General features: G+C 64.3%; 23 protein-coding genes. 12 read left to right on the forward strand and 11 right to left on the reverse strand.

Going from position 1 to position 25,197, the window contains the following annotated elements:
* Positions 1-46 precede the first annotated feature (46 nt).
* The 5 genes from AAGT95_RS07915 to AAGT95_RS07935 form a co-directional block, all read right to left on the reverse strand.
* Positions 47-1,330: a TRAP transporter large permease gene (locus tag AAGT95_RS07915; RefSeq protein ID WP_342596119.1), complete on the reverse strand. Its 1,284-nt coding sequence runs from the start codon at positions 1,328-1,330 to the stop codon at positions 47-49.
* Complete coding sequence (locus AAGT95_RS07920) at positions 1,327-1,884, reverse strand: TRAP transporter small permease subunit (protein ID WP_110597689.1); 558 nt, start codon at positions 1,882-1,884, stop codon at positions 1,327-1,329. Before AAGT95_RS07920 ends, AAGT95_RS07915 begins: the two co-directional genes overlap by 4 nt.
* 7 nt (positions 1,885-1,891) lie before the next feature.
* On the reverse strand, positions 1,892-2,893 hold the full coding sequence (locus tag AAGT95_RS07925; protein ID WP_342596120.1) for a TRAP transporter substrate-binding protein: 1,002 nt from the start codon (positions 2,891-2,893) through the stop codon (positions 1,892-1,894).
* A 117-nt stretch (positions 2,894-3,010) separates the two neighbouring features.
* Positions 3,011-4,072, reverse strand: a complete 1,062-nt coding sequence (locus tag AAGT95_RS07930) for a serine hydrolase (protein WP_342596121.1) — start codon at positions 4,070-4,072, stop codon at positions 3,011-3,013.
* A gap of 70 nt (positions 4,073-4,142) precedes the next feature.
* A complete protein-coding gene (locus tag AAGT95_RS07935; protein ID WP_342596122.1) occupies positions 4,143-5,120 on the reverse strand; it encodes a TDT family transporter in 978 nt (325 codons plus the stop codon).
* 124 nt (positions 5,121-5,244) lie between these two features.
* Here AAGT95_RS07935 and AAGT95_RS07940 point away from each other — a divergent pair, with 124 nt between their 5' ends.
* Complete coding sequence (locus tag AAGT95_RS07940; RefSeq protein ID WP_342596123.1) at positions 5,245-6,141, forward strand: LysR substrate-binding domain-containing protein; 897 nt, start codon at positions 5,245-5,247, stop codon at positions 6,139-6,141.
* Between the two features lie 109 nt (positions 6,142-6,250).
* Here AAGT95_RS07940 and AAGT95_RS07945 read toward each other — a convergent pair whose 3' ends face one another.
* Complete coding sequence (locus AAGT95_RS07945) at positions 6,251-6,721, reverse strand: DUF2501 domain-containing protein (RefSeq protein WP_342596124.1); 471 nt, start codon at positions 6,719-6,721, stop codon at positions 6,251-6,253.
* Between the two features lie 250 nt (positions 6,722-6,971).
* Between AAGT95_RS07945 and AAGT95_RS07950 the strand changes: the two genes are divergently transcribed.
* The 9 genes from AAGT95_RS07950 (at position 6,972) to AAGT95_RS07990 (ending at position 15,518) form a co-directional block, all read left to right on the forward strand.
* Entirely contained in the window at positions 6,972-7,160 is a 189-nt protein-coding gene (locus AAGT95_RS07950; RefSeq protein WP_110597683.1) for a hypothetical protein, read from the forward strand.
* A gap of 170 nt (positions 7,161-7,330) precedes the next feature.
* Positions 7,331-8,539 carry a 5-demethoxyubiquinol-8 5-hydroxylase UbiM gene (gene ubiM, locus AAGT95_RS07955; protein ID WP_342596125.1) on the forward strand — a complete coding sequence of 403 codons (1,209 nt, stop codon included), beginning with the start codon at positions 7,331-7,333 and terminating at the stop codon, positions 8,537-8,539.
* Between the two features lie 51 nt (positions 8,540-8,590).
* Positions 8,591-9,493 (forward strand): phosphogluconate dehydrogenase (NAD(+)-dependent, decarboxylating), encoded by a 903-nt coding sequence (gene gnd, locus AAGT95_RS07960; RefSeq protein ID WP_110597681.1) that lies wholly within the window; start codon positions 8,591-8,593, stop codon positions 9,491-9,493.
* A gap of 393 nt (positions 9,494-9,886) precedes the next feature.
* Entirely contained in the window at positions 9,887-10,111 is a 225-nt protein-coding gene (nrdH, locus tag AAGT95_RS07965) for a glutaredoxin-like protein NrdH (RefSeq protein WP_071230919.1), read from the forward strand.
* 94 nt (positions 10,112-10,205) lie between these two features.
* Positions 10,206-10,610: a class Ib ribonucleoside-diphosphate reductase assembly flavoprotein NrdI gene (gene nrdI / locus AAGT95_RS07970; protein ID WP_110597680.1), complete on the forward strand. Its 405-nt coding sequence runs from the start codon at positions 10,206-10,208 to the stop codon at positions 10,608-10,610.
* A 14-nt stretch (positions 10,611-10,624) separates the two neighbouring features.
* Positions 10,625-12,769: a class 1b ribonucleoside-diphosphate reductase subunit alpha gene (nrdE, locus tag AAGT95_RS07975; protein WP_232822119.1), complete on the forward strand. Its 2,145-nt coding sequence runs from the start codon at positions 10,625-10,627 to the stop codon at positions 12,767-12,769.
* A 61-nt stretch (positions 12,770-12,830) separates the two neighbouring features.
* Complete coding sequence (gene nrdF, locus AAGT95_RS07980) at positions 12,831-13,814, forward strand: class 1b ribonucleoside-diphosphate reductase subunit beta (protein ID WP_425353319.1); 984 nt, start codon at positions 12,831-12,833, stop codon at positions 13,812-13,814.
* A 188-nt stretch (positions 13,815-14,002) separates the two neighbouring features.
* Positions 14,003-14,752: a hypothetical protein gene (locus AAGT95_RS07985; RefSeq protein ID WP_342596126.1), complete on the forward strand. Its 750-nt coding sequence runs from the start codon at positions 14,003-14,005 to the stop codon at positions 14,750-14,752.
* A 145-nt stretch (positions 14,753-14,897) separates the two neighbouring features.
* Positions 14,898-15,518 carry an NUDIX hydrolase gene (locus tag AAGT95_RS07990; protein WP_110597677.1) on the forward strand — a complete coding sequence of 207 codons (621 nt, stop codon included), beginning with the start codon at positions 14,898-14,900 and terminating at the stop codon, positions 15,516-15,518.
* A 21-nt stretch (positions 15,519-15,539) separates the two neighbouring features.
* Here AAGT95_RS07990 and AAGT95_RS07995 read toward each other — a convergent pair whose 3' ends face one another.
* Positions 15,540-16,775 carry a methyl-accepting chemotaxis protein gene (locus AAGT95_RS07995; RefSeq protein WP_110597676.1) on the reverse strand — a complete coding sequence of 412 codons (1,236 nt, stop codon included), beginning with the start codon at positions 16,773-16,775 and terminating at the stop codon, positions 15,540-15,542.
* 227 nt (positions 16,776-17,002) lie between these two features.
* On the opposite strand from AAGT95_RS07995, the gene AAGT95_RS08000 reads away from it, so the two are divergent.
* On the forward strand, positions 17,003-17,656 hold the full coding sequence (locus tag AAGT95_RS08000) for a tellurite resistance TerB family protein (protein WP_342596127.1): 654 nt from the start codon (positions 17,003-17,005) through the stop codon (positions 17,654-17,656).
* Here AAGT95_RS08000 and AAGT95_RS08005 read toward each other — a convergent pair.
* Positions 17,653-18,888, reverse strand: coding sequence for an MFS transporter (locus AAGT95_RS08005; protein ID WP_342596128.1), 1,236 nt, complete (start codon positions 18,886-18,888; stop codon positions 17,653-17,655). The two genes, AAGT95_RS08000 and AAGT95_RS08005, sit on opposite strands and share 4 nt — an antisense overlap.
* Positions 18,889-18,991: 103 nt before the next feature.
* Between AAGT95_RS08005 and AAGT95_RS08010 the strand changes: the two genes are divergently transcribed.
* On the forward strand, positions 18,992-19,561 hold the full coding sequence (locus AAGT95_RS08010; protein WP_110597673.1) for a TetR/AcrR family transcriptional regulator: 570 nt from the start codon (positions 18,992-18,994) through the stop codon (positions 19,559-19,561).
* A gap of 3 nt (positions 19,562-19,564) precedes the next feature.
* On the opposite strand, the gene AAGT95_RS08015 is transcribed toward AAGT95_RS08010, so the two are convergent.
* From AAGT95_RS08015 to sctT, 3 genes are all read right to left on the reverse strand, one after another.
* Complete coding sequence (locus AAGT95_RS08015) at positions 19,565-20,614, reverse strand: EscU/YscU/HrcU family type III secretion system export apparatus switch protein (protein ID WP_110597672.1); 1,050 nt, start codon at positions 20,612-20,614, stop codon at positions 19,565-19,567.
* A gap of 27 nt (positions 20,615-20,641) precedes the next feature.
* On the reverse strand, positions 20,642-24,193 hold the full coding sequence (locus AAGT95_RS08020) for a hypothetical protein (protein ID WP_342596129.1): 3,552 nt from the start codon (positions 24,191-24,193) through the stop codon (positions 20,642-20,644).
* Positions 24,194-24,368: 175 nt separating this feature from the next.
* Positions 24,369-25,187 carry a type III secretion system export apparatus subunit SctT gene (gene sctT, locus AAGT95_RS08025; protein WP_342596130.1) on the reverse strand — a complete coding sequence of 273 codons (819 nt, stop codon included), beginning with the start codon at positions 25,185-25,187 and terminating at the stop codon, positions 24,369-24,371.
* Positions 25,188-25,197: the final 10 nt, after the last annotated feature.

The following is a 25,197-nucleotide window of genomic DNA, read 5'->3' on the forward strand; positions in this document are numbered from 1 at the left end:
ATCATGGCGGTCGATCGTGTGTCGATGACCTTCGCGTCGGGCCGGTTCACGAAGGCCCCAGCAGCAGGTCAGGCAGAAGGGTCGCCACGCCGGGAACGAAGGTGATCAACAGCAGCACCAGGAACAGCGGAACCAGCATGGGAAGGACGGCCAGCGTGACGTCTTCGAAGCGGACGCGACCGACCTTCGAGACGATGTAGAGTCCGATCCCCATCGGCGGCGTGGCGATGCCGAGCAGCAGGCCGAGCTGGATGATGATGCCGAAGTGCACGCGGTCGATACCGTAGGCGTCGATCACCGGCAGCAGCGTCGGCACCAGGATCAGCTTGGCCGGCACACCTTCGACCACGCAGCCGACCACGACGATGAAGACCAGCAATAGCATCAGGAACACGTAGCGGTTGTCGGTCAGGGCGAACATCTGGTTGGCGATGTGTTGAGGCGCCTGCTCGATCGCCAGCACCCAGCCCATGGCAATGGAAAAGGCGATGATGATCATGATCACTGCCGTCATCGAAGTGGTGTCGGTGAGCGCCTCACGGAACTTTCGCCAGGTCAGCTCGCGATACCATAGCCCCAGTCCGATACAGTAGAGACATGCCAGCACGCCCGCTTCGGTCGCGGTGACGAAACCGGTCATGATCGAGCCGAGAATGATCGCTGGCGCCAGCAGGGCCAGGAAACCGTGCCTGCCAGTCACCGCGATCTCCCGTCGCGAGGCACGTGGTTGCATGGGGAACGTTTTGCGAGTCGCGCGCAGCCGCAGATAGAGCATCAGCGACAAGCCCACCAGCAGCCCCGGGACCAGTCCTGCCAGGAACATGCGTTCAATGGAGACCTGGGCCAGGAAGGCGTAGATCACCAGCCCGATGGAAGGCGGAATCAACGGCCCGATCACCGAGGAGGCCACGGTGATGGCGGCGGAGAAGTCCGCGCGATAGCCTCGCTCGCGCATCGCCTTGATCTCGATCGCTCCCAGGCCGGCGCAATCCGCGACCGCAGCGCCGGAGATGCCGGCGAAGATCATCGAGGAGAGGACGTTGACCTGCGCCAGCCCGGCACGGAAGTGACCCACCAGCGCATTGGCGAAGGCGAAGATGCGGTCGGTGACACCGGTGACGTTCATCAGGTTGCCGGCCATGATGAAGAACGGCACGGCCGTCAGCGAGGCCTTGTTGACCCCCTCCAGCATCTGCTGCGGAATGATCTGCAGGGCCGTCGAGAAATCCGAGGTGAGAAAGGCGAGGGTCACCGCGCCGCCGATGGCGATCGAAATCGGTACCCGCAGCAGGATCAGCATCAGGAAGACGCCAAACAGAACGTAGATCATGGTGCCACCTCCGGATGGAGTGGCGCGGTATTCTCGGGGAGGCCGACGCAGCACTTGGCGATATCGACGAGTGCGGTCAGGGCCACCAGCGCGCTGGAGATGAAGAGCGGCACGAACAGCGCCTGCCGCGGAAGCTCGTCACCCCAGGGCAGCAGCACGCCCTCGACGAACCCGGCGGCGGAAGCCATCACCGTAGGGGCCTGTTGCACCAGAATCACGCTGACGCCCAAGCCGACCGCATCGGAGAGCAAGCGACTGACGATATCGCCGGCTTGGCCAAGGCGTTTGACCAGGAAGTCGATACGCACGTCCTTGAGGCGGACGTAGATGGCGAAGAAGCCGAAGAAGCTCAGCCAGATGAACAGCACCATGGTCCACGGCCAGAACCACCACACCGAGACATCGAAAGGACGCAGCAGAAAAGTGGCCGCCGTCAGTGCGAGCATCGCAAGGAGGCACAGATTGCAGAGCCACAGGCAGGCCCCGCCGAGCGTCCACAGCGCTCGATCGGCACCCGCCACCAGGCGTCGAATGACGTTGTCTTGCTCACTCATGGCGTCATCACTCCGCTGCGCCGCGAGTGTCTTTGACCGTCTGCAGGAATCCCTCGGGTAGATCGCCGGCGGTATCCATCTGCCGATAGAGCTGCTGGGTGCGCTCGATGAATGGCTGCGTATCCAGTTCGGTATAGCTCAGGCCATGTTGCTGCATTCGCTCGAGGCTGGCCCGGGTCACTTTGGCCAGGGCGTCATGGCTCTCCTTGCCGGTTTCCCGGTAGGCCCGCATCAGGCCGGCCCGAGTGTCGTCGTCCAGCGCATCGAGCGCTGCCCGGTTGGTCATGAAGCCGATCGACTGATAGTACTCGTTGGTACGCGCCATGTAGGGCGCTACCTCGTTGAAACGCATCGACTCGACCATGGCAACGGGGCTGGTAACCGCCTGGACGATATCCTTGGAGATCGATTGATAGACCTCCGTCCATGGGAGAGTCATGACCTGGGCGCCCAGGTTGTCCCAGACTTTCATCAGCAACTGATTGGCCGGCATGCGCATTTTCAGGCCGTCGACGTCCTGAAGCCCGGCGACCGGCTTATTGGAGACCAGCACACGATAGGGCCCGCGCACGATAGCGGAGGGGTCGCTGAGCGGCACGATGCCGGACTTCCCGGCGGCATGCTCGAACCAGCCGTCGACCAGCTCGGAGTTCATGAAACGCGACCAGTGATCGTAATCGTCGAAGGCGAACGGTGCCACGACCCAGGCCAGGTCGGGCTCCCAGCGCTTCAGGAAATTGAAGCCTTCGGCGTAGATCGTGACGACCCCCGACTGCAACTGCTCGAGGATGGCGTCTTCCTTGCCGAGCTGTTCGTTGGGAAATACCTGAATGGTGAGTTCGCCGTCGGTGTACTGCTCGACCTTGTCGGCGAACGCCTGGAAGAGCTCTCCTTCCGGACTGTCGACCGGCATCTTGGTAGCCATGCGCCAGGTCTCGGCATGGGCGGCCGTGGTCAAGGCGACAGCGGATAGTGCCGCGAGCGTCGCGGCGAGCATCGAACGTCTCATGGTGCGCTCTCGATTGTGTTTGGAGTTGGAGTGAGTCGCTTGATAAGAGGAAACCGATTTCGGACGTTAGCGTCCAATCGATTTTTCTTTGGCCAGGGATAAGCGATTTTTGTCGTGCTAGCCGCCTTCGGCGCTGGCGGTCGCTTCGTTCGTGGCTGTCGCCTCGATCAATTCGCTGACCAGTGCCTCGACACGGGTGTTGTAGGCGCTGCCGTTCGAGGGCGGGGTGGGATCGGAAGTCATGACGACGGTCATGGCGCGGGAGGGGATGACGTAGAGCAGTTGGCCGCCGTAGCCCCAGCCGTAGTAGACCGGTTCGCCGGCGAGTTCGGTGATGAACCAGCCATAGCCGTAGTCATCGCCGTTGAAGAACGAGCGGGTGCGGGGCTGCCACGACTGCTCGATCCAGTGGGCGGAGATGATGGCCTGTCCCTCGTGCATGCCACCCTGGCGATAGAGCTCGCCGAATCGCAGTAGCGCGCGTGGCGTCAGGCCCATCTCGTTGCCACCGAAGTAGATCCCTTGCGGGTCCCGCGTCCACGGCGGAACGGCAACGTCGAGCGGATCGCCCAGCCAGTCCCGGGCCAGCGCCAGCGTGCTGCGCCCGGAGGCCTCGGTCAGTGCGGCGGAGAGCAGGTGGCTGTTGCCGGTGGAGTAGAGCATGCGCCCGCCGATCTCGGCGACGAAGGGGCGCGTCAGGGCATCGCCGACCCAGTTCGCGCTCGTCACCCAGGCGCCATAGTTGCCGCCGGAGGTGCGCTCCAGTCCGGCCTGCATCGACAGCAGGTTACCGACGGTGATCTCGCTGACGCGTGGGTCGACATCCGCGGGGGCCCGGGTCCCCAGCAGCTCGACGACGGGCTGATCGACGCTCTCGATCACGCCGCGGTCGATGGCCGCGCCCACCAGGGCCGAGATCAGCGTCTTGGAGAGCGACTTGATATTGGCCGTCTCGTCGGTCGCGTGGCCGCGAAAGCCCTCTTCGATGACGGTCTCGCCATCGATGGCGACCAGCAGGGTATGGCTGCGCGGCAGGGCGCCGGCGCGCTCGACGAGGCTCTCCCGCTTGTCGGCGGCCAGGGCCGCGGCCGCCGGCTCGAGCGGCAGCAGCGTCAGCAGGCCAACGAGGCAGAGACGCCAGGCAGGCATGTCGCGAGGGTTTTTCAGGGAGGTCGGCATGTTTCCGAGTGTGGCGCATGCCAGCGCGATCTGCCACGTGGGGCCGTCGGCTCGTTCCAGGGCGCTTTTCTCAGACCGTGCGGGCCAGGGCGCCGGCACGCCAGCCGCGTAGATAGAAACCGAGATAGCGCAGCGCCACATAGCCGACGATGACGCTGGCGACGATCACCTCCAGCGTTGCCAGGGCGTGGACGATCGCGACATCGTGGGCGCTGAAGCCGTGGGTCTGCATCCAGTCGGCGGTCTTCGCCAGGGCCGTGGCGCCGATCACCATGGGAAAGGTGAAGGCGGCATATCCCGGGCTGTAGGGCAGGCGCAGCAGTTTGAAAAAGGCCAGATAGATGATCAGGGTCATCAGGACCGCGATGCCGCCCAGCAGCGCGACCAGCAGCGGCGACGGCGTCTCGACGACGGTGAGGTAGCCGGCCAGTGACAGACTGGCCGGTGCCGCCATGATGGCGATGGTCGGTTTGGCGGGATCGGGGATCTCGTCGGCGAAGATCAGTCGATAGATCATGACCGGCAGCAGGATGGCGTAGAGACCCATGCCGAGATAGAGCAGGCCGATCGCCAGCGGATGCAGTGCCGAGACGCCCGGAAACGCCACGTCGGCGACGATGATCCCCACCGGCGGCACGAACCACGCCGGCACCATGTGGTGGAGTTCGAACGCCCGCGCCCGGTGTACCACGAAGGCGACGAGAAAGCTCAGGTGCAGCGCTACCGCCACGAGCCAGAGCGCGACACCGACGGAAGGCGCCAGCCATTCACCGGCGGCTTTCGAGACCACCATCAGCGCCATGGCGAAGGTTGGCACGACGCTGCCGACGACCGGGTGGGCCAGGTCCGTCCACAGCAGCCGAGGGTGAAGCACGAACTTGGCACTGAGGATCAACAGCAGCACCGTCGCGGCTATCGCACCGGCCAACTGCGCCCTGCCCTCGAGGGGCGCGAAACTCTCCCAGCTCCAGCCCAGGCTGGAGATCCCCAGCGCCAGGCCGGCCATCGGCGTCGGCGCAGTCTGAAGACGTTGGGTCAGGGTCGGCATGGAGGGTCTCCTCATGATCGATGGAGACACCTTATGGCATTTTGCGCTATCGTTATATTTTAACTTTGTTTACTGGTCGTTTTATAAAATTCAACGAACGAGGTTTGATCAAAGCGAGGAAGCAATGGCGATCACGTTCCGTCAGCTTCAAGTGTTCGTCGCGGTGGCGCGCGAGCGCACCTTGACCGCCGCGGCAGCGACGCTGTTCCTGACCAAGCCGGCGGTCAGCATCGCGCTGGCGGAATTGGAGAAGCAGTGCGGTCGCACGCTCTTCGATCGCCACCGCAACCGACTCTATCTCAACGACCAGGGGCGGCGGCTGCTGCCGATGGCGGATGAGCTGCTGGCCCGCAGCGAAGCGATCGAGCAGCTGTTCGACAACGATGCCCTGGGCGGGCATCTCCACATCGGCGCCAGTTACACGATCGGTCACCAGCTGTTGCCGGCGCTGTTGCGGGACTTCCGGGTCGAGAGCGGGCATCGTGATCAGCGGATCACCATCGCCAACAGTGCCTCGATCTGCACCGCGCTGGAAGCGTTCGAGCTGGACGTCGGCATGATCGAGGGCCGCGTCGCCGGAGAGCGTTTCCACGTGCTGCCGTGGCGCCGCGACCGGATGCTGGTGGCGGCCTCCCGCGATCACCCGCTGGCAGCCCTGGGGCCGGTGGCGGTCGAGAGGCTGGCAGAGTACGCGTGGCTGCTGCGCGAACCGGGCTCCGGCACCCGGGAGCAGTTCATGCGGTTCATCGCCCCGCGGTTACCCCAGTGGGAACTGAGCCTGGAGATCAACTCGGCGGAGGCGATCATCAACGCCGCCGCGGCCGGGCTCGGGCTGACCTGCCTTTCCGCGCTGGAGGCGCGGCACGCCTTGAGAGATGGACGTCTGGTCGAGATCGAACTGGACCTGGATATGACCCGGGAGTTCAGTCTGGTGCTGCACCGCGACAAGTATCGCAGTCCGTTGATCGAGCGATTCGTCGAGTTCTGTCGGCAACGTGGCGAGGCCGATGCTCCGCCATGAGCCGGAGCGGCGAGGATGGCCGTCGCCGCAGGAACGGGCGCCCCGTTGCCGTGAGCCGGGAGCGGCGGGGACGCCCGTGGAGCGGGATTGAATGGCGCGAGGGCGAGTGTCAGCCGCCGAGGAAAGAGGACATGGCCTTGTCGGTGATCATGCCGCAGGCCTTTTTACCTGCCTGCTCCTTGAGATTGGTCAGGCTGAAGGTCTGGCCATTGCCGCCCTGCAGCAGGCCGCTCAGGCCCTGTTGATAGCCGGCATCCTCCTTGGCCTGACTCTGACCGCCGACCTTCTCGAGCAGGCGACTCTTGACCTGGTCGGTCGTGCTCTCGGTATAGCCCTGCTGCTGGCAGTAGCCCAGCACTCCGGCCACATTCTGCATGCTGCCGAGATTCATCGACCCGGAGCCGAGCGAGCTGAGCAGCGAGGCGCCGCCGGTGGCGCCTGCCCCCTGACCCTGGGAGGAGTGCCCGGACATCACCTCGCCGGCGTTTTTCTTGACGCTGTCGAAGCTGAAGGCCGACGCCATGGGGGAGGCGGCGATGGACGCGGTCAACAGGGCGGCGGAGAGGAAACGAAGATTCATGAATTCATACTCCTGGCTGGAAAAGAAACCCCGACGGGGTTCCGGTGAAACGATCCGCGAGTATCGATGATAGGGCGATGAGACGCCTTGCTGGCGCCGCTCTACGCTAGAGCAACCAGGCGCTTCTGTCCAAGCGCGGTGATGACCGTCCGCGATCCTCGATGTGACGAGGAAACTCCGAACCCGCATCATGGTCTAGGCTTGGAGTGTCGGAAGGAGTTCGACGTCCCCTCGAGAAAAAGGAGATGGCATGATTATCAACGTTGGCGAATTCAAGCGCCTGCTCGACGAATACGACGATCAGCTCGAATTGAGCTTCAGTGGCCTGGAGTATCACCGGCTCAGGCAGAAGGGCGACAAGCACCTGGAAGTCGAGTTCGAGGAGAAGATATTCCGGGACAAGACCGGGCACATCAACATTCATGGCGAAGGGCATTGAGAGCTCGCTCCGGCGTCGAGCCGGCAGGGCACCGCCAACTCGGCGCCGTTCGTGTCTCGCCGGGCGCCACGCCGTTGCTCCTCGAGCGCGACGCTCGACAGGCGTGGCGACTTCGCCGCCGAAGGCTTTTCCGTTACCGTTACGCCCATTGAGGCTAGGGAGCGGTAGGAATGGATGATTCAACCCCGACCACGCAGGTCGATGTCGCCATCGTCGGCGCGGGGCCGATCGGCCTCTGTTTCGCCAATGCACTGTCGCGCCAGGGCGTGAGTTCGATGCTGATCGACCGCCAGCCGAGGTCGGCAATGGCGGACCCTGGCAACGACGGGCGTGAGATCGCGCTGACCCGAGCATCGCAGCAGATCCTCGATCGACTCGGCGTCTGGTCGGGTATCGATCCCGCTGAACGGACCCGAATGCGAGCCGCCAAGGTCTTCGACGGCCAGTCACTGTTCGCGATGGAGATCGCGCCGGGCGCCACCCGGGACGACCCGCTCGGTTGCCTGGTACCCAATCGGGTGATTCGTCGGGCTGCCTACGGTGCCCTGCAGCCGGAAGCGCCGGGAGCGGGGGATATCCTGTGGCGCGACGAAGGCGAGATCGTGCGGTTCCAGGCCAACGAGGCAGCGGTCGATATCGAGCTCGGCAGTGGCGAACGTGTCCAGGCTTCGCTGCTGGTGGCAGCGGACAGCCGCTTCTCCACCACGCGGCGGGCCATGGGGATTCCGGCCCGTACCTACCAGCACGGCGAGCAGATGCTGGTCTGCCGGATGCACCACGACGAGCCTCACGACCAGACCGCCTGGGAGTGGTTCGGCTACGGTCAGACCCTGGCGTTGTTGCCGGTCGATACCCACTGCTCGTCGCTGGTGCTCACCCTCTCCCCCGAGGCGATGGCGCAGCAGTTGGCGCTGAGCGACGCGGCGTTCGACGCCGATATCACCCGGCGTTTCGAGGGTCGGCTCGGCGCCATGCATCGGATCGCCGAGCCGCACTGTTATCCGCTGGTCAGCGTCTATGCCGAGCGTTTCGTCGGTCACCGTCAGGCGCTGATCGGTGATGCCGCCGTCGGCATGCACCCGGTGACGGCCCATGGTTTCAATCTCGGCCTGCAGGGCCTCGCCAGGCTGGCGGAGCTGGTTGGCGAGGCACGCCAGCAGGGGCGCGACATCGCCTCGCCGGCTCTGCTCAGGCGGTATCAGCGCGAACAGCGGCTGGCGACAGGCCCGCTGTTCGCGGCCACCTTGGCGATCGTCGGGCTCTATACCGATGATCGGCCACCGGCCAGGCTGTTACGCAAGGCGGTATTGAGAGCCGGCGAGACGGCCTGGCCCATTCGGCGCCTGATCGCCGGTCATTTGACCCGTTCGGCAAGTTAGCGACTGGCGGGCCAGCCCCGTCATCTCCGTTCACGCTCGACAGGAGTTCGTATGGATCTTGCAATGGTGGGCTTGGGGCGCATGGGCGCCAATATGGCGGAGCGCCTGGTACGCAACGGCCATCGCGTGGTGGGCGTCGATCCCAGCGAGGAGGCGAGGGCCAGGGCGGCGGATAAAGGCATCGAGCCGGCGGTGTCGCTGGCGGCGGCAGTCGACGCGCTGCCGTCACCCAGGATCGTCTGGCTGATGGTGCCTGCAGGCCCGCCAGTGGACAAGCTGATCGCCGAACTCGAACCGCTGCTGGCCGCCGACGACGTGATCATCGACGGCGGCAACTCGATGTACAAGGACACGCTGCGCCGCGCGGCGCAGTCGCGCACGAGTCGGCTGCACTATGTGGATGTCGGCACCAGCGGCGGCGTCTGGGGGCTCGCCGAGGGCTACAGCATGATGGTGGGCGGCGAGACCGACGTGGTGGAGTCGCTCCGGCCGCTGTTCGAAGCGCTCGCACCCGCCGCGGACAAGGGGTGGGGGCATGTCGGGCCAAGCGGCGCGGGTCACTTCACCAAGATGGTCCACAACGGCATCGAGTACGGCATGATGCAGGCCTACGCCGAGGGCTTCGCGATCATGGAGCGCAAGGATTTCGAGCTCGATCTGCATCAGATCGCCGAGATCTGGCGCTACGGCAGCGTGGTGCGCTCCTGGCTGCTCGACCTGACCGCCGATGCACTGGAAAAGAATCCATCGCTGGAGGGTATCGCGCCCTATGTCTCGGACTCCGGCGAGGGGCGCTGGACCGTGGACGAGGCGATCGAACTCGAGGTCAGCGCGCCGGTGATCACTCTCTCTCTGCTCGAACGGCTGCGCTCGCGCGAGCAGGACTCCTATGGTGACAAGCTGCTCTCCGCCATGCGCAACGAATTCGGCGGACACGAGATCAAGAAGCGCTGATCGAAGCGCCTACGTGGTGGCTGGCGCATCGTCGCGCCGCCACGCCTGGATCGACCTTCGTCACGCTGCCCTACCCATTCCCTTCCACTACCAGATAGTGTGTTCAGAGACGCCGGGAGACACAACTCTCCCGGCGTTTTCGGCTGCAACCGCACTCGATTTTCGACCTTGACAGGGCGGGAAGCCGGCTACCATGCGGGCTCCCGAGTCGTCCGAAATTATCCACAGGATGTTGACAGAAAAAGACCACATCTATGCTTGGAAAAACCGCCGGCTACCATATATAGTGTTTTTCCAGAGGCGGCGGGAGCGGTGCGAAACCGTGATTTCCCAACCGCCATAGCCTGCACCATCGGCTGTCGATGGCGTCTTTCCCTGTCAAGGATGGTTATCATGAGCATCACGATCTATAGCAAGCCGGCCTGCGTCCAGTGCAACGCCACCTACCGCGCTCTGGACAAGCAAGGAATCGACTATACCGTGGTTGATCTAACCCAAGACGCCGATGCCATGCAGCGCGTTCAAAATCTCGGCTACCGCCAGGTGCCGGTCGTGGTCGCGGGTGAAGATCACTGGGCCGGGTTCCGTCCGGACAAGATCAGCACGCTGGTCGCCTGATCCGATCGCTTCGCATCTTTCAGGCTCGAATCTTTCCGGCTAGCGCTGGCTTCGCCCGCGCTGCCGAAACCGCGCAGGGGCGCAGGAGACCGTCATGGCTGGGCTGGTCTATTTTTCGACCAAATCAGGCAATACGCGGCGCTTCGTCGAAAAACTGGGTCTGCCGGCCAGCCGGATTCCGCTGAACCGAAGCGACCCACCCCTGCAGGTCGAGACACCCTATATTCTCGTAGTACCGACCTATGGTGACGGTGATCCGCGCTCCGCGGTGCCCGCGCCAGTCATTCGCTTTCTGAATGACGAACATAACCGGTCCCTGATTCGCGGCGTCATCGCCGGCGGCAACACCAATTTCGGCGAGGCCTTTGGCCTGGCGGGACGGGTTGTCGCGAACAAGTGTCGGGTACCGCTTCTCTATCGTTTCGAACTGATGGGCACGGCAGAAGATGTCCATCGAGTCCTTGCAGGGGTGACCGAATTTTGGAAACGCTCAGCCTAGATACGGGTACGACCGTGCGGCCTGCCGTCAGTGCCGACCACAATGCCAAGGCGCTCGATTACCACGCGCTCAATGCCATGTTGAACCTGTATGACGCCAACGGCCGTCTGCAGCTCGACAAGGACAAGGAAGCGGCGCGTCAGTATTTTCTGCAGCACGTGAACCAGAACACGGTGTTCTTCCACTCGCTGAAGGAAAAGCTCGACTACCTGGTGGAAGAGGGCTACTACGAACAGCAGGTGCTCGACCAGTACGACTTCGGCTTCGTGACGGCACTGTTCGATCAGGCCTACGCGGCGAAATTCCGTTTCCAGAGCTTCCTGGGCGCGTTCAAGTACTACACCAGCTACACGCTCAAGACCTTCGACGGCAAGCGTTACCTCGAGCGTTTCGAAGATCGTGTCTGCATGGTGGCGTTGAGCCTGGCGCGCGGCGACGAGACCCTGGCGCGTCAATTGGTCGAGGAGATCATCCACGGCCGCTTCCAGCCGGCGACACCGACCTTCCTCAACTGCGGCAAGCGCCAGCGCGGCGAGCTGGTCTCCTGCTTCCTGCTGCGCATCGAGGACAACATGGAGTCGATCGGGCGCTCGATCAACTCCGCGCTGCAGCTCTCCAAGCGTGGCGGCGGGGTGGCGTTCTCGCTCTCCAACGTGCGGGAATCCGGCGCGCCGATCAAGCGCATCGAGAACCAGTCCTCCGGCATCATCCCGATCATGAAGATGCTCGAGGACGCCTTCTCCTACGCCAACCAACTGGGCGCGCGTCAGGGTGCCGGGGCGGTCTATCTCAACGCCCACCACCCGGACATCCTGCGTTTCCTCGACACCAAGCGCGAGAACGCCGACGAGAAGATCCGCATCAAGACGCTGTCGCTCGGCATCGTGATGCCGGACATCACCTTCGAGCTGGCCAAGCGCAACGAGGAGATGTACCTGTTCTCGCCCTACGACGTGGAGCGCATCTACGGCGTGCCGTTCGGCGACATCAGCGTCACCGAGAAGTACGAGGAGATGGTCGCCGACGGTCGTATCCGCAAGAAGAAGATCAACGCCCGCGAACTGTTCCAGACCATCGCCGAGCTGCAGTTCGAGTCCGGCTATCCGTATCTGATGTTCGAGGACACGGTAAACCGTGCCAACCCGATCCACGGCCGGATCAACATGTCGAACCTCTGCTCGGAGATCCTGCAGGTCAATACGCCCACCGAGTACGACGACGATCTCGGCTATCGTCATATCGGCGAGGACATCTCCTGCAATCTGGGCTCGCTCAACATCGCCAAGACCATGGATTCGCCGGACTTCGGCACCACGGTAGAGGCGGCCATTCGCGGTCTGACCGCGGTCTCCGAGATGAGCAACATCACCTCGGTGCCGTCGATCGCCGAAGGCAACGCCAAGTCGCACGCCATCGGCCTGGGGCAGATGAACCTGCACGGCTACCTGGCCCGCGAGCACATTCTCTATGGCAGCGAAGAGGGGTTGGATTTCACCAACATCTACTTCTACACCATCGCGTTCCATGCCCTTCGGGCGTCCAACCGTATCGCCATCGAGCGCGACCAGCGCTTCGCCGGCTTCGAGCAGTCGACCTATGCCAGCGGCGAGTACTTCGACAAGTACACCGAGCAGGCGTGGGAACCGAAGACCGAGAAGGTGCGCGGTCTGTTCGAGAAGAGCGGCATCGCCATCCCGACCCAGGATGACTGGCGCGAACTCAAGGCATCGGTGATGGCCCACGGGCTGTTCAACCGCAACCTGCAGGCGATTCCGCCCACCGGCTCGATCTCGTACATCAACAATTCGACCTCGAGCATCCACCCGGTGACGGCCAAGGTCGAGATCCGCAAGGAAGGCAAGCTGGGTCGGGTCTACTATCCGGCGCCGTACCTGACCGACGAGAATCAGGCGTACTATCAGGACGCCTACGAGCTCGGCCCGGAGAAGATCATCGACACCTACGCCGAAGCGACGCAGCACGTCGATCAGGGCCTGTCGCTGACGCTGTTCTTCCGAGACACCGCGACCACGCGTGACGTCAACCGCGCGCAGATCTACGCCTGGCGCAAAGGCATCAAGACGATCTACTACATTCGTCTGCGCCAGGCCGCTCTCGAGGGAACGGAAGTCGAAGGCTGCGTTTCCTGCACGCTGTAAGCCTGAATCTGTTTGAACGCGCCGAGCCGCGGGCTCGGCGCCAACCGAACGAGAACATCTCATGGATATGCCTACCTCCGCCGCCCGTCATCTCAACCGGGTCGATGCGATCAACTGGAACCGCCTCCAGGACGACAAGGACCTGGAGGTCTGGAACCGGCTCACCGGCAACTTCTGGCTGCCGGAGAAGATTCCGCTCTCCAACGACATTCCCGCGTGGAACACCCTGACCGAGCACGAGCAGCAGCTCACCATCCGCGTCTTCACCGGCCTGACGCTGCTCGACACCATCCAGGGCACGGTCGGCGCGCCGGTGCTGATCGAGGATGCGCTCACGCCGCACGAAGAGGCGGTGTTCACCAACATCAGCTTCATGGAGTCGGTCCACGCGCGCTCCTACAGCTCGATCTTCTCGACGCTGTGCGCCACCCGCGACGTCGACGACGCCTACCGCTGGAGCGAGGAGAACCCGTTTTTGCAGAAGAAGGCGGAACTGATCCTCGAGCGCTACCGCAGTGAAGACCCGCTGATGCGCAAGATTGCCAGCGTGTTCCTGGAGTCGTTCCTGTTCTACTCCGGCTTCTACCTGCCGATGTACTGGTCCAGCCGCGCCAAGCTGACCAACACCGCCGACCTGATTCGCCTGATCATTCGCGACGAGGCGATCCACGGCTATTACATCGGCTACAAGTTCCAGCGCCAGCTGGCCCAGCTGCCGGCGGAGCGTCAGGAAGAGATCAAGATCTACGCCTACGAGCTGCTCCACGAGCTCTATGACAACGAGGTCAAGTACACCGAGGCGCTCTACGACGACGTCGGCCTGACCGAAGACGTCAAGAAGTTCCTCCACTACAACGCCAACAAGGCGTTGATGAACCTGGGCTTCGAGGCGCTGTTCCCGGCCAGCGTCACCGACGTCAGCCCGGCGATCCTCGCCGCGCTCTCGCCCGGCTCCGACGAGAACCACGACTTCTTCTCCGGCTCCGGCTCTTCCTACGTGATCGGCAAGACAGTCAGTACGGAAGACGAGGACTGGGCGTTCTGATCCGACGGCCTGTCTCGACAAAAGCCGCCCTGCCCAGGGCGGCTTTTTTGTGTCTATCCGAATCTCGCGGTCGCGGCAGACCAGCCAATGTCGTGGAATGACCTTCCTCGCTCGCTGCACACTGCCTGCACGAAGTCGCGCGATAGTGCTTCTGCACCTTGTCTCGGTGCGCAACCGGAGTCGAAGTCATGAAATTTCACAAGTCACTCATCGCGCTGGCCGTTGCCGCTTCCACCTTGTCACCGTTGGCCATGGCCGCTCCCACCGAACAGCCCAGACCGCCTGCGCCCCACGAGGCACCCATGGCCCACGCCAACCCGCTCAAGGAGGCGGTGGTCGCCAGCTGGAACCTCGATGAGGACAAGCTGGCCCGTCTGGCCAAGGCTGACAGCGAGTTCCGCGCCGGCCTGCACCAGTTGCGCGGCGATGCCGATGGCAAGGTTGCGCCGGAGCAGCGCCGTGCCGCCATCGAGTCCCTGCTCCAGCAGCAGCGCGAGCAACTCAGCGGCGTGCTCAGCGATGAACAGCTGCACGCCTACCAGATGCTGGAGCGCCCGCGTCCAATGATGCGTCACCACGGCGGACCGCGCCTGGATCCCGAGCAGATGACCGCCCAGCTCGAGCAGCGCTATGCGCCGCTGTTCGCGACCTGGAATCTCGATCAGGCACAGAGCGCCAAGGTGCTCAACGCCGAGCGCACCTTCTTCGATGGCCTGCGTCAGTTGAAGCGTCCCGACGTGAAGGGAGACGGTGAATCGCGGGACGCTCGCGGTGCCCAGCTCAAGCAACTGCTGGAGCAGCGTCACAGCGCGCTCTCCTCGGTGCTGGATGACGAGCAGGTCGCAGCATTCGAAGCGCTGACCAAGCCGCCGCGCGGTCCGCATGATGGCCCGAATCACGGCCCCCGGCCGGAACACGAGGCGCCTGCGGCCGGCTGATGCCGCTATCACGTCGACACCAGCCCTTCCTCGGAAGGGCTTTTTCATGCCCGCGCTACGTGGTTGCCTGACGTCCTCGGCCACAGTTGTTAGTCTTTAGCCGAACCTGCATCGTCATCCACCCTCTGCGATCGGAAACTGACCCATGGAAGATCAATGGCTTGCCTGGGCCAAGCGGCTCGCGGCGCTGGCCGATACCGGGCTTCACTACTGCCGCGACAAGTTCGATCGCGAGCGCTATGAAGAAGTCGCCGAGATTTCGGCATCGATGATGTCGGCGTTGGGCGATATCCCCATCGGCCACGTGAACCTGGCCCTGGGCGAGGGCAAGGGTCATGTCACCCCCAAGATCGATGTGCGCGCGGCGATCATCGACGACGGCAGGATTCTGCTGGTCAGGGAGAAGATGGACGGACGCTGGACGATGCCCGGCGGCTACGCCGAGGTCGGGCTCTCGGCTGCCGAAAACACGATCAAGGAAGTGTGGGAAGAGGCTGGCGTCAAGGTCGAAGCCAAGCGGCTCTACGCCGTCCGCCACAAGGCGAAGCACGCTTATCCCGCCGACGTGCTCGATTTCTACAAGCTGTTCTTTCTCTGTGAGCGGCTCGATGCTGCTCCGCTCGATCCCGGGCATGAAGTGCACGATGCCGCCTATTTCTCGCCCACGGCGCTGCCGCCACTCTCCGAGCCTAGGGTCATCGCCCGGGACATCGAGGATGCGTTCGCCTTTCATGCCCAGCCGCAGCGGCCCACGATCATCGACTAGCGAAGCCCGCCGACGAGACGCCTAGAACGCCTCCCACTCGGCGGCTTCCGACTCGCGGCGCCGGGCCGGCCGGGCGTTTGCAGGCTTGGCGCTCGCTGCCGGCAGCGGGGTGGCCTGCGGGCGTCGCGGGCTGGTCGCGGTGCGGGCGTCGAGGCGGAATACCGCAACCACCGACTGCAGTTCGTTGGCCTCTTCCTCCAGCGCCCGCGCGGCGTTGGCGGCCTGCTGCACCAGGGCGGCGTTCTGCTGGGTGACCTGATCCATCTGGGTCACCGCCTGATTGACCTGGGTGATGCCGTGGTTCTGCTCCTCCGACGCCGCGGCGATCTCGTGCATGATCTCGCTGACCCGGGTGATCGAGGTGACGATGTCGTTCATCGTGGTACCGGCCTTGTCGGCCAGGGCGGCGCCGCTCTCGACCCGCTCGGCGGAGCGCTGGATCAGGTCGCGGATCGCCTTGGCCGCATCGGCGGAACGCCTGGCCAGTGTCTGCACCTCGTTGGCGACCACGGCGAAGCCGCGGCCCTGCTCGCCGGCGCGGGCTGCCTCCACCGAGGCGTTGAGGGCGAGGATATTGGTCTGGAACGCCACCGCGTCGATGGCGTCGAGCAGCGTCACCGCTTGGCGCGAGTTCTCGCTGATCTCGTGCATCGTGCTCACTACGCCGCCGACCACCTCGCCACCGCGGTGCGCCACGCCGGTGGCCTCGTTCGCCAACTGGCTGGCCTGGGCGGCGTTGTCGGCGTTCTGGCGAACGGTCGAGGTCAGTTGCTCCATGCTCGCGGCCGTCTCCTCCAGCGATGCCGCCTGCTGCTCGGTGCGCGAGGAGAGGTCGGTGTTGCCCTGGGCGATGCCGCTGGCGCCGTCGAGCACGTTGTCGCAGGCGTTGCGTACGTTGCCGACGGTGCGCGAGAGATGGCTCTGGGTCTGCGCCATGGCCGCGAACAGCCGCCCGATCTCATTGTTGCCGCGGCGCTCCACCGGCACCGACAGGTCGCCGGCGGCGAGCTTCTCGCAGTGCGCCACCAGCCGCTCCAGAGGACGAATCACGTTGACCGTCACGCCCCACAGCACGATCGCCACCAGGACCAGGGTCGCCACCACCGCGGCGACAATGCCGGCGTTGATCAACCCCGGCGAGACATCGGTGTTGACGGCATAGGCGGCCAACCCCGCGACCCCCAGCACCAGGAGTGTGAATGCCACCAGTACCAGCAGCCAGCTGGTCTTCACGGTCATGTCTGCGAGACGTTTCATGCTTGGTTCACCTGCCTTCCCTTAGTATCCGAGTGCCGGGCGTCACCACGCGGGTGTCGGCCGGAACGGCGCCGATCCGCGTGGGTGCCGAGTACGTTTTATCGGCGTTTGCGCCAGCGCCTTGAGTACCCGCCGCTGCGGCAAACTGGCACACCTGGCCGGCGCCGTGGCCCGGGGGGCGTCGCTGGCGACGTCACTTCTTCTCGACAGGCAGCGGAGTACAGCAGATGAACGCACAACGGATCCTTTCCCAGCTCATGCAGCAGGCGGGTAGCGGTCAGCGCCAGAAGTCCGGCAGCAGCGGTTTCGACATCAAGTCACTGCTCGGCGGTGGTGCGTTGGGCATGCTCGTCGGCAGCAAGCGCGGGCGTAGCATGGGCGGCAAGGCGATCAAGTACGGCGCCCTGGCTGGCCTGGGCGCCCTGGCCTGGAAAGCCTGGCAGGCGCATCAGGAGCAGAAATCGGCGCCCGCCGAGGCGACGAACGCAACGGACCAGCCGCTGGAGCAGCTCTCCGGCGAGCGGCAGGAGACCCGCAGCCTGTTGATCCTGCAGGCGATGATCGCCGCTGCGCGTGCCGACGGCCATATCGATGCCCAGGAGCGGGCCGCGCTGGCCGAGCAGATCGACGCCTTGGGCGCGGATGACGAACTTCACGCCTGGGTGGAGCAGCAGATGTCCGCGCCACTGGACGCCGATGCCATCGCCCGCGCTGCCGATTCACCCCAGGCGGCGCGCGAGGTCTACTTGGCCAGCGTGGCGATCGTCGACGAACAGAACCCGATGGAGCGGGCCTGGCTCGATCAACTGGCGGCAGCGCTCAAGCTCGACGGCGATCTCTGCCGTACGCTGGAACGCCAGACCGACGAAAGCCCGGCCTAGGCCGGGTTCGTGCATTGCGCCCGGGGCTCGGACTCGGGCGGACGCTGGGTCAAGGTTCCGAAGAACGCGGCCAGTGACAGCAGCGCCACCAGACTGCCGTAGGCGTAGGTGGTGGGTATCAGGCCCAGGTGCTGTGTCATGATCCCGCCACCCAGTGCCAGCGTGCTGGCGGATAGGTAGCAAATCACGTAGAACGCTGCCATCAACGCCGATCGCTCGGTGGGCGGTGCCAGGGGCATGACGACGCGCATGGCGCCCATGAACGCGGCGCCGAAGCCGATGCCGGCGATCGCCGTTCCGACCAGTAGTATCCCTACCGCCCGTTGATGGACTCCCAGCAGCAAGCCGAACATGCCGACGATCAGGCAGGCGGTGCCGAGCAGCACTGCCAGGCGTGGCGGTCGGGCGCGCAGGACCAGCACGCTGATGCCGCCGATGAACGGGAGCAGGAAGGTGATCAGGCAGCCCACCAGCGGGTTGTGGACACCGCTGATCGTCTCCACCAGGGTGGGCCCCAGCGAGAGCGAGAAGCCCCCCAGCGCCCAGGAGGAGACGACGGCCGGGATGACCCGAAACAGCGGCCCGCGCACGGATGGCGGAATCGTCGCACGGGGACGGAGCGCCGCCAGGGCACCGGGACGCGGCGTCACGCTCTCCGGAATACGCCTGAGACAGACACCCATGACGACGAGCAGGACGATCAGTACCAGATAGACCGTTCGCATCGGCGCCGGCGCGTAGGTCACCAGCAGACCGGCGAACAGCGCGCCGATGCCCATCCCGGAAAGCGGTGCGATGCTCGCCAGCACCGGCCCGCGTGTATGGTCGCTATCGAGCATCGCCGCGGCCAGGGCGCTGGTCACGATACCGGTGGCCACGCCTTGCAGAATCCTGGCCGCCAGTACCCAGGCGAGCCCGTCGGCGACCACGAACAGCAGCAGCGACAGGATCTCGCCGACGATGGCGATCGCCACTACCGGTCGCCGACCGATGTAATCGGATAGCGAACCGGTGACCAGCAGCGCCAGCAGCAGCGCGAAGACGTAACTCGCGAATACCAGCGTCAGCCAGGTCGTGGAGAAGTGCCAGCTGGTCTGATAGATCCGGTAGAGTGGCGTCGGCGCGCTCGAGGCCGCGAGAAACGTCACCATCAATACCGCGTAGTAGACCAGCGAACCGAGCCGGGGGGCCGGATAGCCATCGGCCGACGGGGAAGAAGATGGAGGTGACATGGGGGTGTCCATTAATGCTAAAATTTTGCGTTAGAGAGAGTTTGAACTTAGCAGACTCATAAAGCAAATATTTTGCGTTTGTGTTCTTCACCAGTGAACCGCCATGCCGATCAAAGAAGCCGTCAGACCGGGCGGGCGCAGTGCCCGGGTACAGGAAGCCGTCCATCAGGCCGTTCGCGAGCTGCAGGCGGTCAAATCGCGCGATGAATTGACGGTGCCCCAGGTCGCCGAACTGGCCGGCGTCACGCCGTCGACGATCTACCGGCGCTGGGGGAATCTGGCGGAACTGGTCGCCGATGTCTCGGTCGAGCGCATGCGCCCCGATGAAGACCCCGTGGATACCGGTACCCTGGCTGGCGATCTACAGGCCTGGGGCGAGCAGTATCTCGAGGAGATGGCCTCGGTGCCCGGACAGCGCGCCCTCAACGATGTGATGGCCAGCGCGGATAACGGCCGTCGCGAGCGCTGCTGCCGCTACAGCGAGTCGCTCATGACGACACTGCGGGAGCGTGCGCTCGCGCGCGGCGAGGAGGCGGTGCCTTCTCTGGAGCGCCTCGTCGACGGCGTGGTGGCGCCGATGACCTACCGCCTGCTGTACGATCGCGAATCGGCGACCGCCGCCAATCTCCGGCGCTGGATCGTCCGCGCGCTGGCCGTGGAAGATGTCGACTGACGTTCAGATCAGCTTGGCGGCCACCAGCAGGTCAGCCACCGACTGGAAGGTCCCGTCGGGTATCGGGTCGCCGTTGCTGGCTCGTCTGGCGATGCTGGCAGCGAGCGTGGCGTCCGCTGCCCGGGGGAGGTGGCGGGAGTTGGCACTCACCAGCAGCGCCGCGGCCTGGTCCGGCGACGCCTTGCAGGTGACCAGCGGCACTGGTGTTTCGCCGCGCACGTAGCGAATACCGACCAGCCAGCCATCTTCGGTGCCTATCATCATCGAGGCGTGCTGCACGCCGACCTTGGCGTTCAGCTGATGCATCTCGCGCCGCCGCTTGCGGCGCTCCTGGTTCATCGTCGGGTCGCCTTCCTGATCCTTGCGTTCCCGCTTCTGCTCGGTCTTGGTCATGCGCTGGTCGCGGCGGAACAGCCAGCGCTGCAGCATCACGTCGAAGCCGCCCACCAGCAGGAACGCGATCAGCGCCGTGATCACCAGCGGCTGCAGCAGATCGAGAAAAGTCCCCTGGATGCAGCCGAACCCGCAGCTCGACGACTCCATCAGCGACTGCAGGCCCAGGCCATAGACCACGATCAGGGCGACCCCCAGCGCCACCATCTTGAACAGCGACTTGAGGAATTCGATCAGGCCGCGCATCGAGAAGATGCGTTTGAACCCCTGCACCGGATCGACTTTCTCCGCCTTGGGCAGCACCGGTTCGGTGGCGAAGACGAAACCCTGCGACACCACGATGTTGGTCAGCACGATGATCACGAAGGTGAGTGCCACCAGCGGTACCACCGAGAGCAGCAGCACTTCGCCCGCCTGCGCGACCAGCCGCGGCCACAGCGAGTCGAAGGGCTCGGTGTAGAGCCGCGCGATGGTGTCGAGCAGGCCCTGAACCCGGGCGATGATATGGCTGGCGCTGACCGCGATGTAGAGTGTACAGGCCAGCAGCACCATGGCCGTGACCAGGTCCGCGCTCTTGGAGACCTGGCCCTTCTTGCGGGCGTCGCGCAGCTTCTTCGTCGACGGCGGTAGCGTCTTTTCCTCGGATGGCTGCTGGCTCATGGCGCGAGGCGTTCACCCGCCGAGGCGTCAGGCACCGACGGTCGAGCCCTCGTCCATCTTGGTCTCGAGATTGCTGCCATCGCCGGCGTAGTCCTCATGTTCGAAATCGTCCCAGGTCGAGTCGGGAAGATGGCCCTCCCGCACGTAGAACTCGTACTCGTCACTACGGTAGTCGAGGATGCTCTCGTCGTCCGGGGCGTCGCGCTGGCCGTAGTTCCGGACATACGCTTCGAGGAACTCGTAGCGCGTCAAGCCATCCTCGGTCAGTAGACCATCCTCGTCGAGAGAGGTGAAGAGCTCCTTGAGGTCGGCTTCGTGTCCTTCCAGCGCGTTGGTGCGCTTGATGTCCTGGACGATGGAGAACGGCAGCGTCGCCAGCGTCAGGCCGGCGGAGATCCAGAACAGCGGCCCGGTGGCGGCGCGGGCGACGGCAATGCCCTTGAGGGCGGCCAGCGACGAGGCGCCGCCGGCAAGGCCGAAGGCGCCCGCCGCGACGGTCACCGCGCCCTGGCCGATGGTGGCGCCATCGCCGCTATCCGCGCCGCGCTTGATCATCAGTCCGCCGAGGGCGATGTCCAGCGCTCCGGCCGTCCCGTTGGCGGCACCGTCAAGCACGCGAAGAAATGAGCTGATACTCCGTGTCGTGGTCGTTGCACCTGGCAGCTCGGGGTTGGAAGTGAAGCCCTTGTCGACGCCTTTGACTACCGCTTCTGCCTCCTCGGGCGTGAGATCCAGTATCTTGCCGAGTTTGCCCTGATCGTCGACGGACGCCGTATCGACGACGCTCTGGAAATTCTCGCTCAAGCGCAGGAAGCGGTCCGGATCCTGACTGCCCGGGGTGGGCTTGTCGGTGCTCCAGATGCCGTCCAGCGTCTTGTCCAGCCCCAGCATCTCGTTGAGTTTCGAGCCGGAGACGGTATCGATGATATTGCTGCCGAGGTTGACGAAATGCTGGCTCGCGCCGAGGAAACTCACCAGCTCCTTGGTAATGGCGACTCCCGCTTCCGCCTTGTCGGAGACACGGCCGCCAGCGAGCTGATAAATACCGGAAGTGAGTGAAATCAGGCCGCCAACGGAACCCAGCGCGCCATTGCCGTTGAGGTGAGAAACCAGCGACATCATGCCGCCGTTGGTCTTCTCGTTGAGCGCAGTGTAGACATCCTTGCTCAGTGTCTTCTTGATATCCGCCTCGGTGAGGCTGCCGTTTTTCTCGAACTTGTCGCCGAGTTCCTGCAGTGCCTTGCCGAAAGTCTTCGCCGATTGCTCATTGTTCAGGAACTCGTGCACGAACTTGTCGATGCTCTCGGCCGTGCGTCGCGGTATGTCGATGCCGGCCCGCTTGAGCGCGGTGAGGACCGTCTTGACCACGTCCTGGGTGCCAGCGGCCAGGTTGGCATCGTTGATGTTGGCGGGGTTGGCGAGCAGATCGTCGAGATCGGTGATCATCGAGTCGAGCTGTAGATTCTGGGCGAATTCGGCCGCCTTGTCGCTCTCTTCGGTGGCCGGGAACAGTGTCGAGAGCGCATTGTAGGTGCGCGAGATATCCTGCTCGGCGAGTTCCCCCTGGCCGCTCTCGCGCAGGTCGTTGATGTAGTCGATGTACGCTTCGCTGAAGGCGGTCTCCTCCAGTCGCGAGGCGATGTCGTCCTTGTCGGCGACCTTGTCGACGGCGCCTTCCTGGGCTTCCAGGTAATCCTCCTGCACGGCCTCGGAAGCGAACAGTTCGCCGAGGCTGGCATCGAGTTTCTCGCCATCGATGACCGACGAGAGATCATCGCCGGTGACGTGATCGAGGCTCAGCCCCTCCGAGATATCGAGGCCGACCAGGTCCAGGCCGTTGTCGAGCGCACCCTGGGCGCGCAGGGCACGGTAGAACTGGGCGCGCTCGTCGTTCTTGTCGATGCTGCCGTCCTCGATCCCCGTCTTCCACGCTTCGATCAGGTTCTGCCAGGTCAGCTCGCTGACGGTCAGCTTGCGTGAACTGTCGTCCGGGTCGCTCTCGCTGGTCTCCATCGACTGGATGTCGACATCGCTGAACGCCGGCAGGTCGTGATCGCGCCGCGCCGTATCCAGCTCCGCGTTGTCGGACAGGCGCTGGGTGTTGGTCTCGCCGCCGTGCCGCGACCAGTAACCGTCGAAGACATTCTGGACCGCCTTGCCATCGTCTCCGGCCGCGTGCCGGATCCGCTCGCGCAGGTCGTCGTTGACCTGGGCGGTGGCCTCCTCGCGGGAGGCGCCGTCGCTCAGCTTGCTGTCGATCAGGTTCTGGTAGAGCTGTGACAGCGTCTCCGAGCTTTCGATATGCAGAATCTGGCGCGAGTCGGTCAGGGTGCTGCCTGCCAGGCCGGATGAGAGCGCGTTGAGGTTGTCCTCGTAACTGGGGTTGTCGGTCACGGTGTGGTCGGCGAGGAAGTCGTCGTAGGCTGTGTAGCCGGCATCGATGGCGTCGTCCTTGCCGCCATGACGCTCCCAGTAGCCGTTGAGCACATCGAGTCCGTCCTCGCTGTCCTTGTCGGCATCGGTCAAGGCGTTGCCGGTGCGCGCGAAGAGGTCTTCCTTGGCGTCGTCGATGGCCGCCTGGAGATCCGGGGCATCGCCGCGCTCACGCTGCTGGTCGAGTTGATACGCCACCAGTTGGCGGAACTGGCTGGCGGCCTCTCCGGTCAGCGGTCTTACCGTGCGGTCGTCGATATCGATGCCTTCGGCCATGTCGGAGGAGAGCGAATTCAGCGTGTCGTCGTAGGCGATGTCGCCCTCGTCGCGATTGGCCAGATAGCTCTCCTGGGCCAGCTCCTCGGTGTCGGCTTCGCCACCGTGACGCTTGAAATAGCCGTCGAAGACATTGGCGACGTCACCACCGCCGACGCTGTCGATGCGCTCGCGTAGATCGTCGTTGACGTGATCCATCGCTTCCTGAGTATCGTCGCCCTGATCGATCCGGTTCTGGATCAGATTCTTGTAGAGTTGGGAGAGCGTGTCCGATGCGTCGAGATGCAGGATCTTGCGCTGGTCGGTCAGCGTGCCGCCGGCCATCCCCAGGGCCAGCGCATTGAGGTTGTCTTCGTAATCGGGGTTGTCGGTCAGCGTGGTATCGGCCAGAAAGTCGCCGTAGGCGTCATAACCCGCGTCGATCGCGGCCTCTTCGCCGCCGTGGCGCTTCCAGTAGCCTTCGAAGACATCCAGGCCCTTGTCGGCGTTGCGGTCGGCGTTGTCGAGGGCATGCCCGATGCGGTCGAACAGCGCTTTCCTGGCGTTGTCGATCGCCTTGGACAGATCGGGGCGCTTGCCGTCGGCGCGCTGGGCGTTGAGCTCGGCGGTGACCAGCTTCTCGAACTTGTCCGCGGCGCCCCCCGTCAGACTGGAAACCCGGCGCTTGTCGATGTCGATGCCGTCCGCCATGTCCACCGCCAGCGAATTCAGCGTCTCCTCGTAGTCCTGACTGCCGGGTTCGAGATCTTCTTTCTCCGCGTCCCCCTCCTTGGCCATTTTCTGCGCCAGCTTGAGCAAGGAGTTGAAAACCTGAATGGGGGCGGACGAGACCGGATCTTTGTCGAGGGTGACATCATCGTTGACGCGCATCGGCTTGTTCTCTCTACAAGGAGGTTGGCTCGAGGACGCCGACGTTCGATCCATGAACAGGACGGGACGGCATCGCGGGAAGACGCCTCCAGTATTCCGGCGCCGGATGACGCCCCGATGGCAGCGGTGAAACGCTGGGTAACGGACTGTATGGCTTTGGTGGGGTGGACGGCGGCTATCGCATCGCGCCGAGAATGGCTTCGAGACGCGCCATGTTGAGCGCGACGATATCGAGCTTGTCGATCATCAGCGGGATCAGGAAGACCACGTAGATCAACATCAGGAACGCGAACAGCAGGTTCTTGATCGGTAGCGACAGGTCGAAGGCGTGCAGGTTGGGCGCCATCCTGGCAACGTAGGCCAGCATCAGGTCGGCGATCAGCAGCGCGATCACCAGCGGGGCGATCATCAGCACGCCGATCTGCATCACCTGGTCGAGCAGGCCGAGCAGCGCCATCGCCGAGGTCTGCGACAGCAGCGGCACGAAGTCCACCGCCGGCCACAGCGCATAGCTGCGATAGAAGCCGTCGAGCAGCAGCATGAAGCCGCCGGTGATGAAGAACAGTGCCAGCAGCGTGATCGTCAGCAGCGTCGAGGTCACCCCGGTCTCGGTCGCGCCCATCGGATCGACGATCTGCGCCATGGTCGAGCCGCGCTGCAGGTCGATCAGCTCGCCGGCCACCTCGGCTGCCCAGAACGGCACGCCGAAGACCAGGCCGATGGCGACGCCGATCAGCAACTCCTTGATCACCATGCCGGCGACGCTGAAGGTCGACAGGGTCTCCGCGTTCACCATCGCGTCGAACAGCGGCACGATCAGCGGCAGCGAGATCGTCACTGCCACGGCGGAGCGGATCATGCCGGTCAGCCCCAGGCGATTGAAGGCCGGCGTCACCAGCACCATGCCCAGCGCCCGGGCCACGCCGACGGCCGCCGCCGCGATCAGCGGATAGGCGAAGTCGGTGAGGAACCGGGCAAAATCGTCGTAGTTCATCGGTCTCTTG

Source organism: Salinicola lusitanus (assembly GCF_038648475.1).
Classification (GTDB): domain Bacteria; phylum Pseudomonadota; class Gammaproteobacteria; order Pseudomonadales; family Halomonadaceae; genus Salinicola; species Salinicola lusitanus.

What these genes read in the sequence shown, in the direction of transcription:
- AAGT95_RS07985 (WP_342596126.1), top strand. Translation starts at nt 14,003, where the DNA reads ATGAAATTTCACAAGTCACTCATCGCGCTGGCCGTTGCCGCTTCCACC.
- nrdH (WP_071230919.1), top strand. Translation starts at nt 9,887, where the DNA reads ATGAGCATCACGATCTATAGCAAGCCGGCCTGCGTCCAGTGCAACGCC.
- AAGT95_RS07935 (WP_342596122.1), bottom strand. Translation starts at nt 5,120, where the DNA reads ATGCCGACCCTGACCCAACGTCTTCAGACTGCGCCGACGCCGATGGCC.
- AAGT95_RS07990 (WP_110597677.1), top strand. Translation starts at nt 14,898, where the DNA reads ATGGAAGATCAATGGCTTGCCTGGGCCAAGCGGCTCGCGGCGCTGGCC.
- AAGT95_RS08020 (WP_342596129.1), bottom strand. Translation starts at nt 24,193, where the DNA reads ATGCGCGTCAACGATGATGTCACCCTCGACAAAGATCCGGTCTCGTCC.
- AAGT95_RS07915 (WP_342596119.1), bottom strand. Translation starts at nt 1,330, where the DNA reads ATGATCTACGTTCTGTTTGGCGTCTTCCTGATGCTGATCCTGCTGCGG.
- AAGT95_RS07995 (WP_110597676.1), bottom strand. Translation starts at nt 16,775, where the DNA reads ATGAAACGTCTCGCAGACATGACCGTGAAGACCAGCTGGCTGCTGGTA.
- ubiM (WP_342596125.1), top strand. Translation starts at nt 7,331, where the DNA reads ATGGATGATTCAACCCCGACCACGCAGGTCGATGTCGCCATCGTCGGC.
- AAGT95_RS07925 (WP_342596120.1), bottom strand. Translation starts at nt 2,893, where the DNA reads ATGAGACGTTCGATGCTCGCCGCGACGCTCGCGGCACTATCCGCTGTC.
- nrdI (WP_110597680.1), top strand. Translation starts at nt 10,206, where the DNA reads ATGGCTGGGCTGGTCTATTTTTCGACCAAATCAGGCAATACGCGGCGC.
- gnd (WP_110597681.1), top strand. Translation starts at nt 8,591, where the DNA reads ATGGATCTTGCAATGGTGGGCTTGGGGCGCATGGGCGCCAATATGGCG.
- AAGT95_RS07930 (WP_342596121.1), bottom strand. Translation starts at nt 4,072, where the DNA reads ATGCCGACCTCCCTGAAAAACCCTCGCGACATGCCTGCCTGGCGTCTC.
- AAGT95_RS08015 (WP_110597672.1), bottom strand. Translation starts at nt 20,614, where the DNA reads ATGAGCCAGCAGCCATCCGAGGAAAAGACGCTACCGCCGTCGACGAAG.
- AAGT95_RS07940 (WP_342596123.1), top strand. Translation starts at nt 5,245, where the DNA reads ATGGCGATCACGTTCCGTCAGCTTCAAGTGTTCGTCGCGGTGGCGCGC.
- AAGT95_RS08005 (WP_342596128.1), bottom strand. Translation starts at nt 18,888, where the DNA reads ATGTCACCTCCATCTTCTTCCCCGTCGGCCGATGGCTATCCGGCCCCC.
- nrdF (WP_425353319.1), top strand. Translation starts at nt 12,831, where the DNA reads ATGGATATGCCTACCTCCGCCGCCCGTCATCTCAACCGGGTCGATGCG.
- AAGT95_RS07945 (WP_342596124.1), bottom strand. Translation starts at nt 6,721, where the DNA reads ATGAATCTTCGTTTCCTCTCCGCCGCCCTGTTGACCGCGTCCATCGCC.
- sctT (WP_342596130.1), bottom strand. Translation starts at nt 25,187, where the DNA reads ATGAACTACGACGATTTTGCCCGGTTCCTCACCGACTTCGCCTATCCG.
- AAGT95_RS08010 (WP_110597673.1), top strand. Translation starts at nt 18,992, where the DNA reads ATGCCGATCAAAGAAGCCGTCAGACCGGGCGGGCGCAGTGCCCGGGTA.
- AAGT95_RS08000 (WP_342596127.1), top strand. Translation starts at nt 17,003, where the DNA reads ATGAACGCACAACGGATCCTTTCCCAGCTCATGCAGCAGGCGGGTAGC.
- AAGT95_RS07920 (WP_110597689.1), bottom strand. Translation starts at nt 1,884, where the DNA reads ATGAGTGAGCAAGACAACGTCATTCGACGCCTGGTGGCGGGTGCCGAT.
- AAGT95_RS07950 (WP_110597683.1), top strand. Translation starts at nt 6,972, where the DNA reads ATGATTATCAACGTTGGCGAATTCAAGCGCCTGCTCGACGAATACGAC.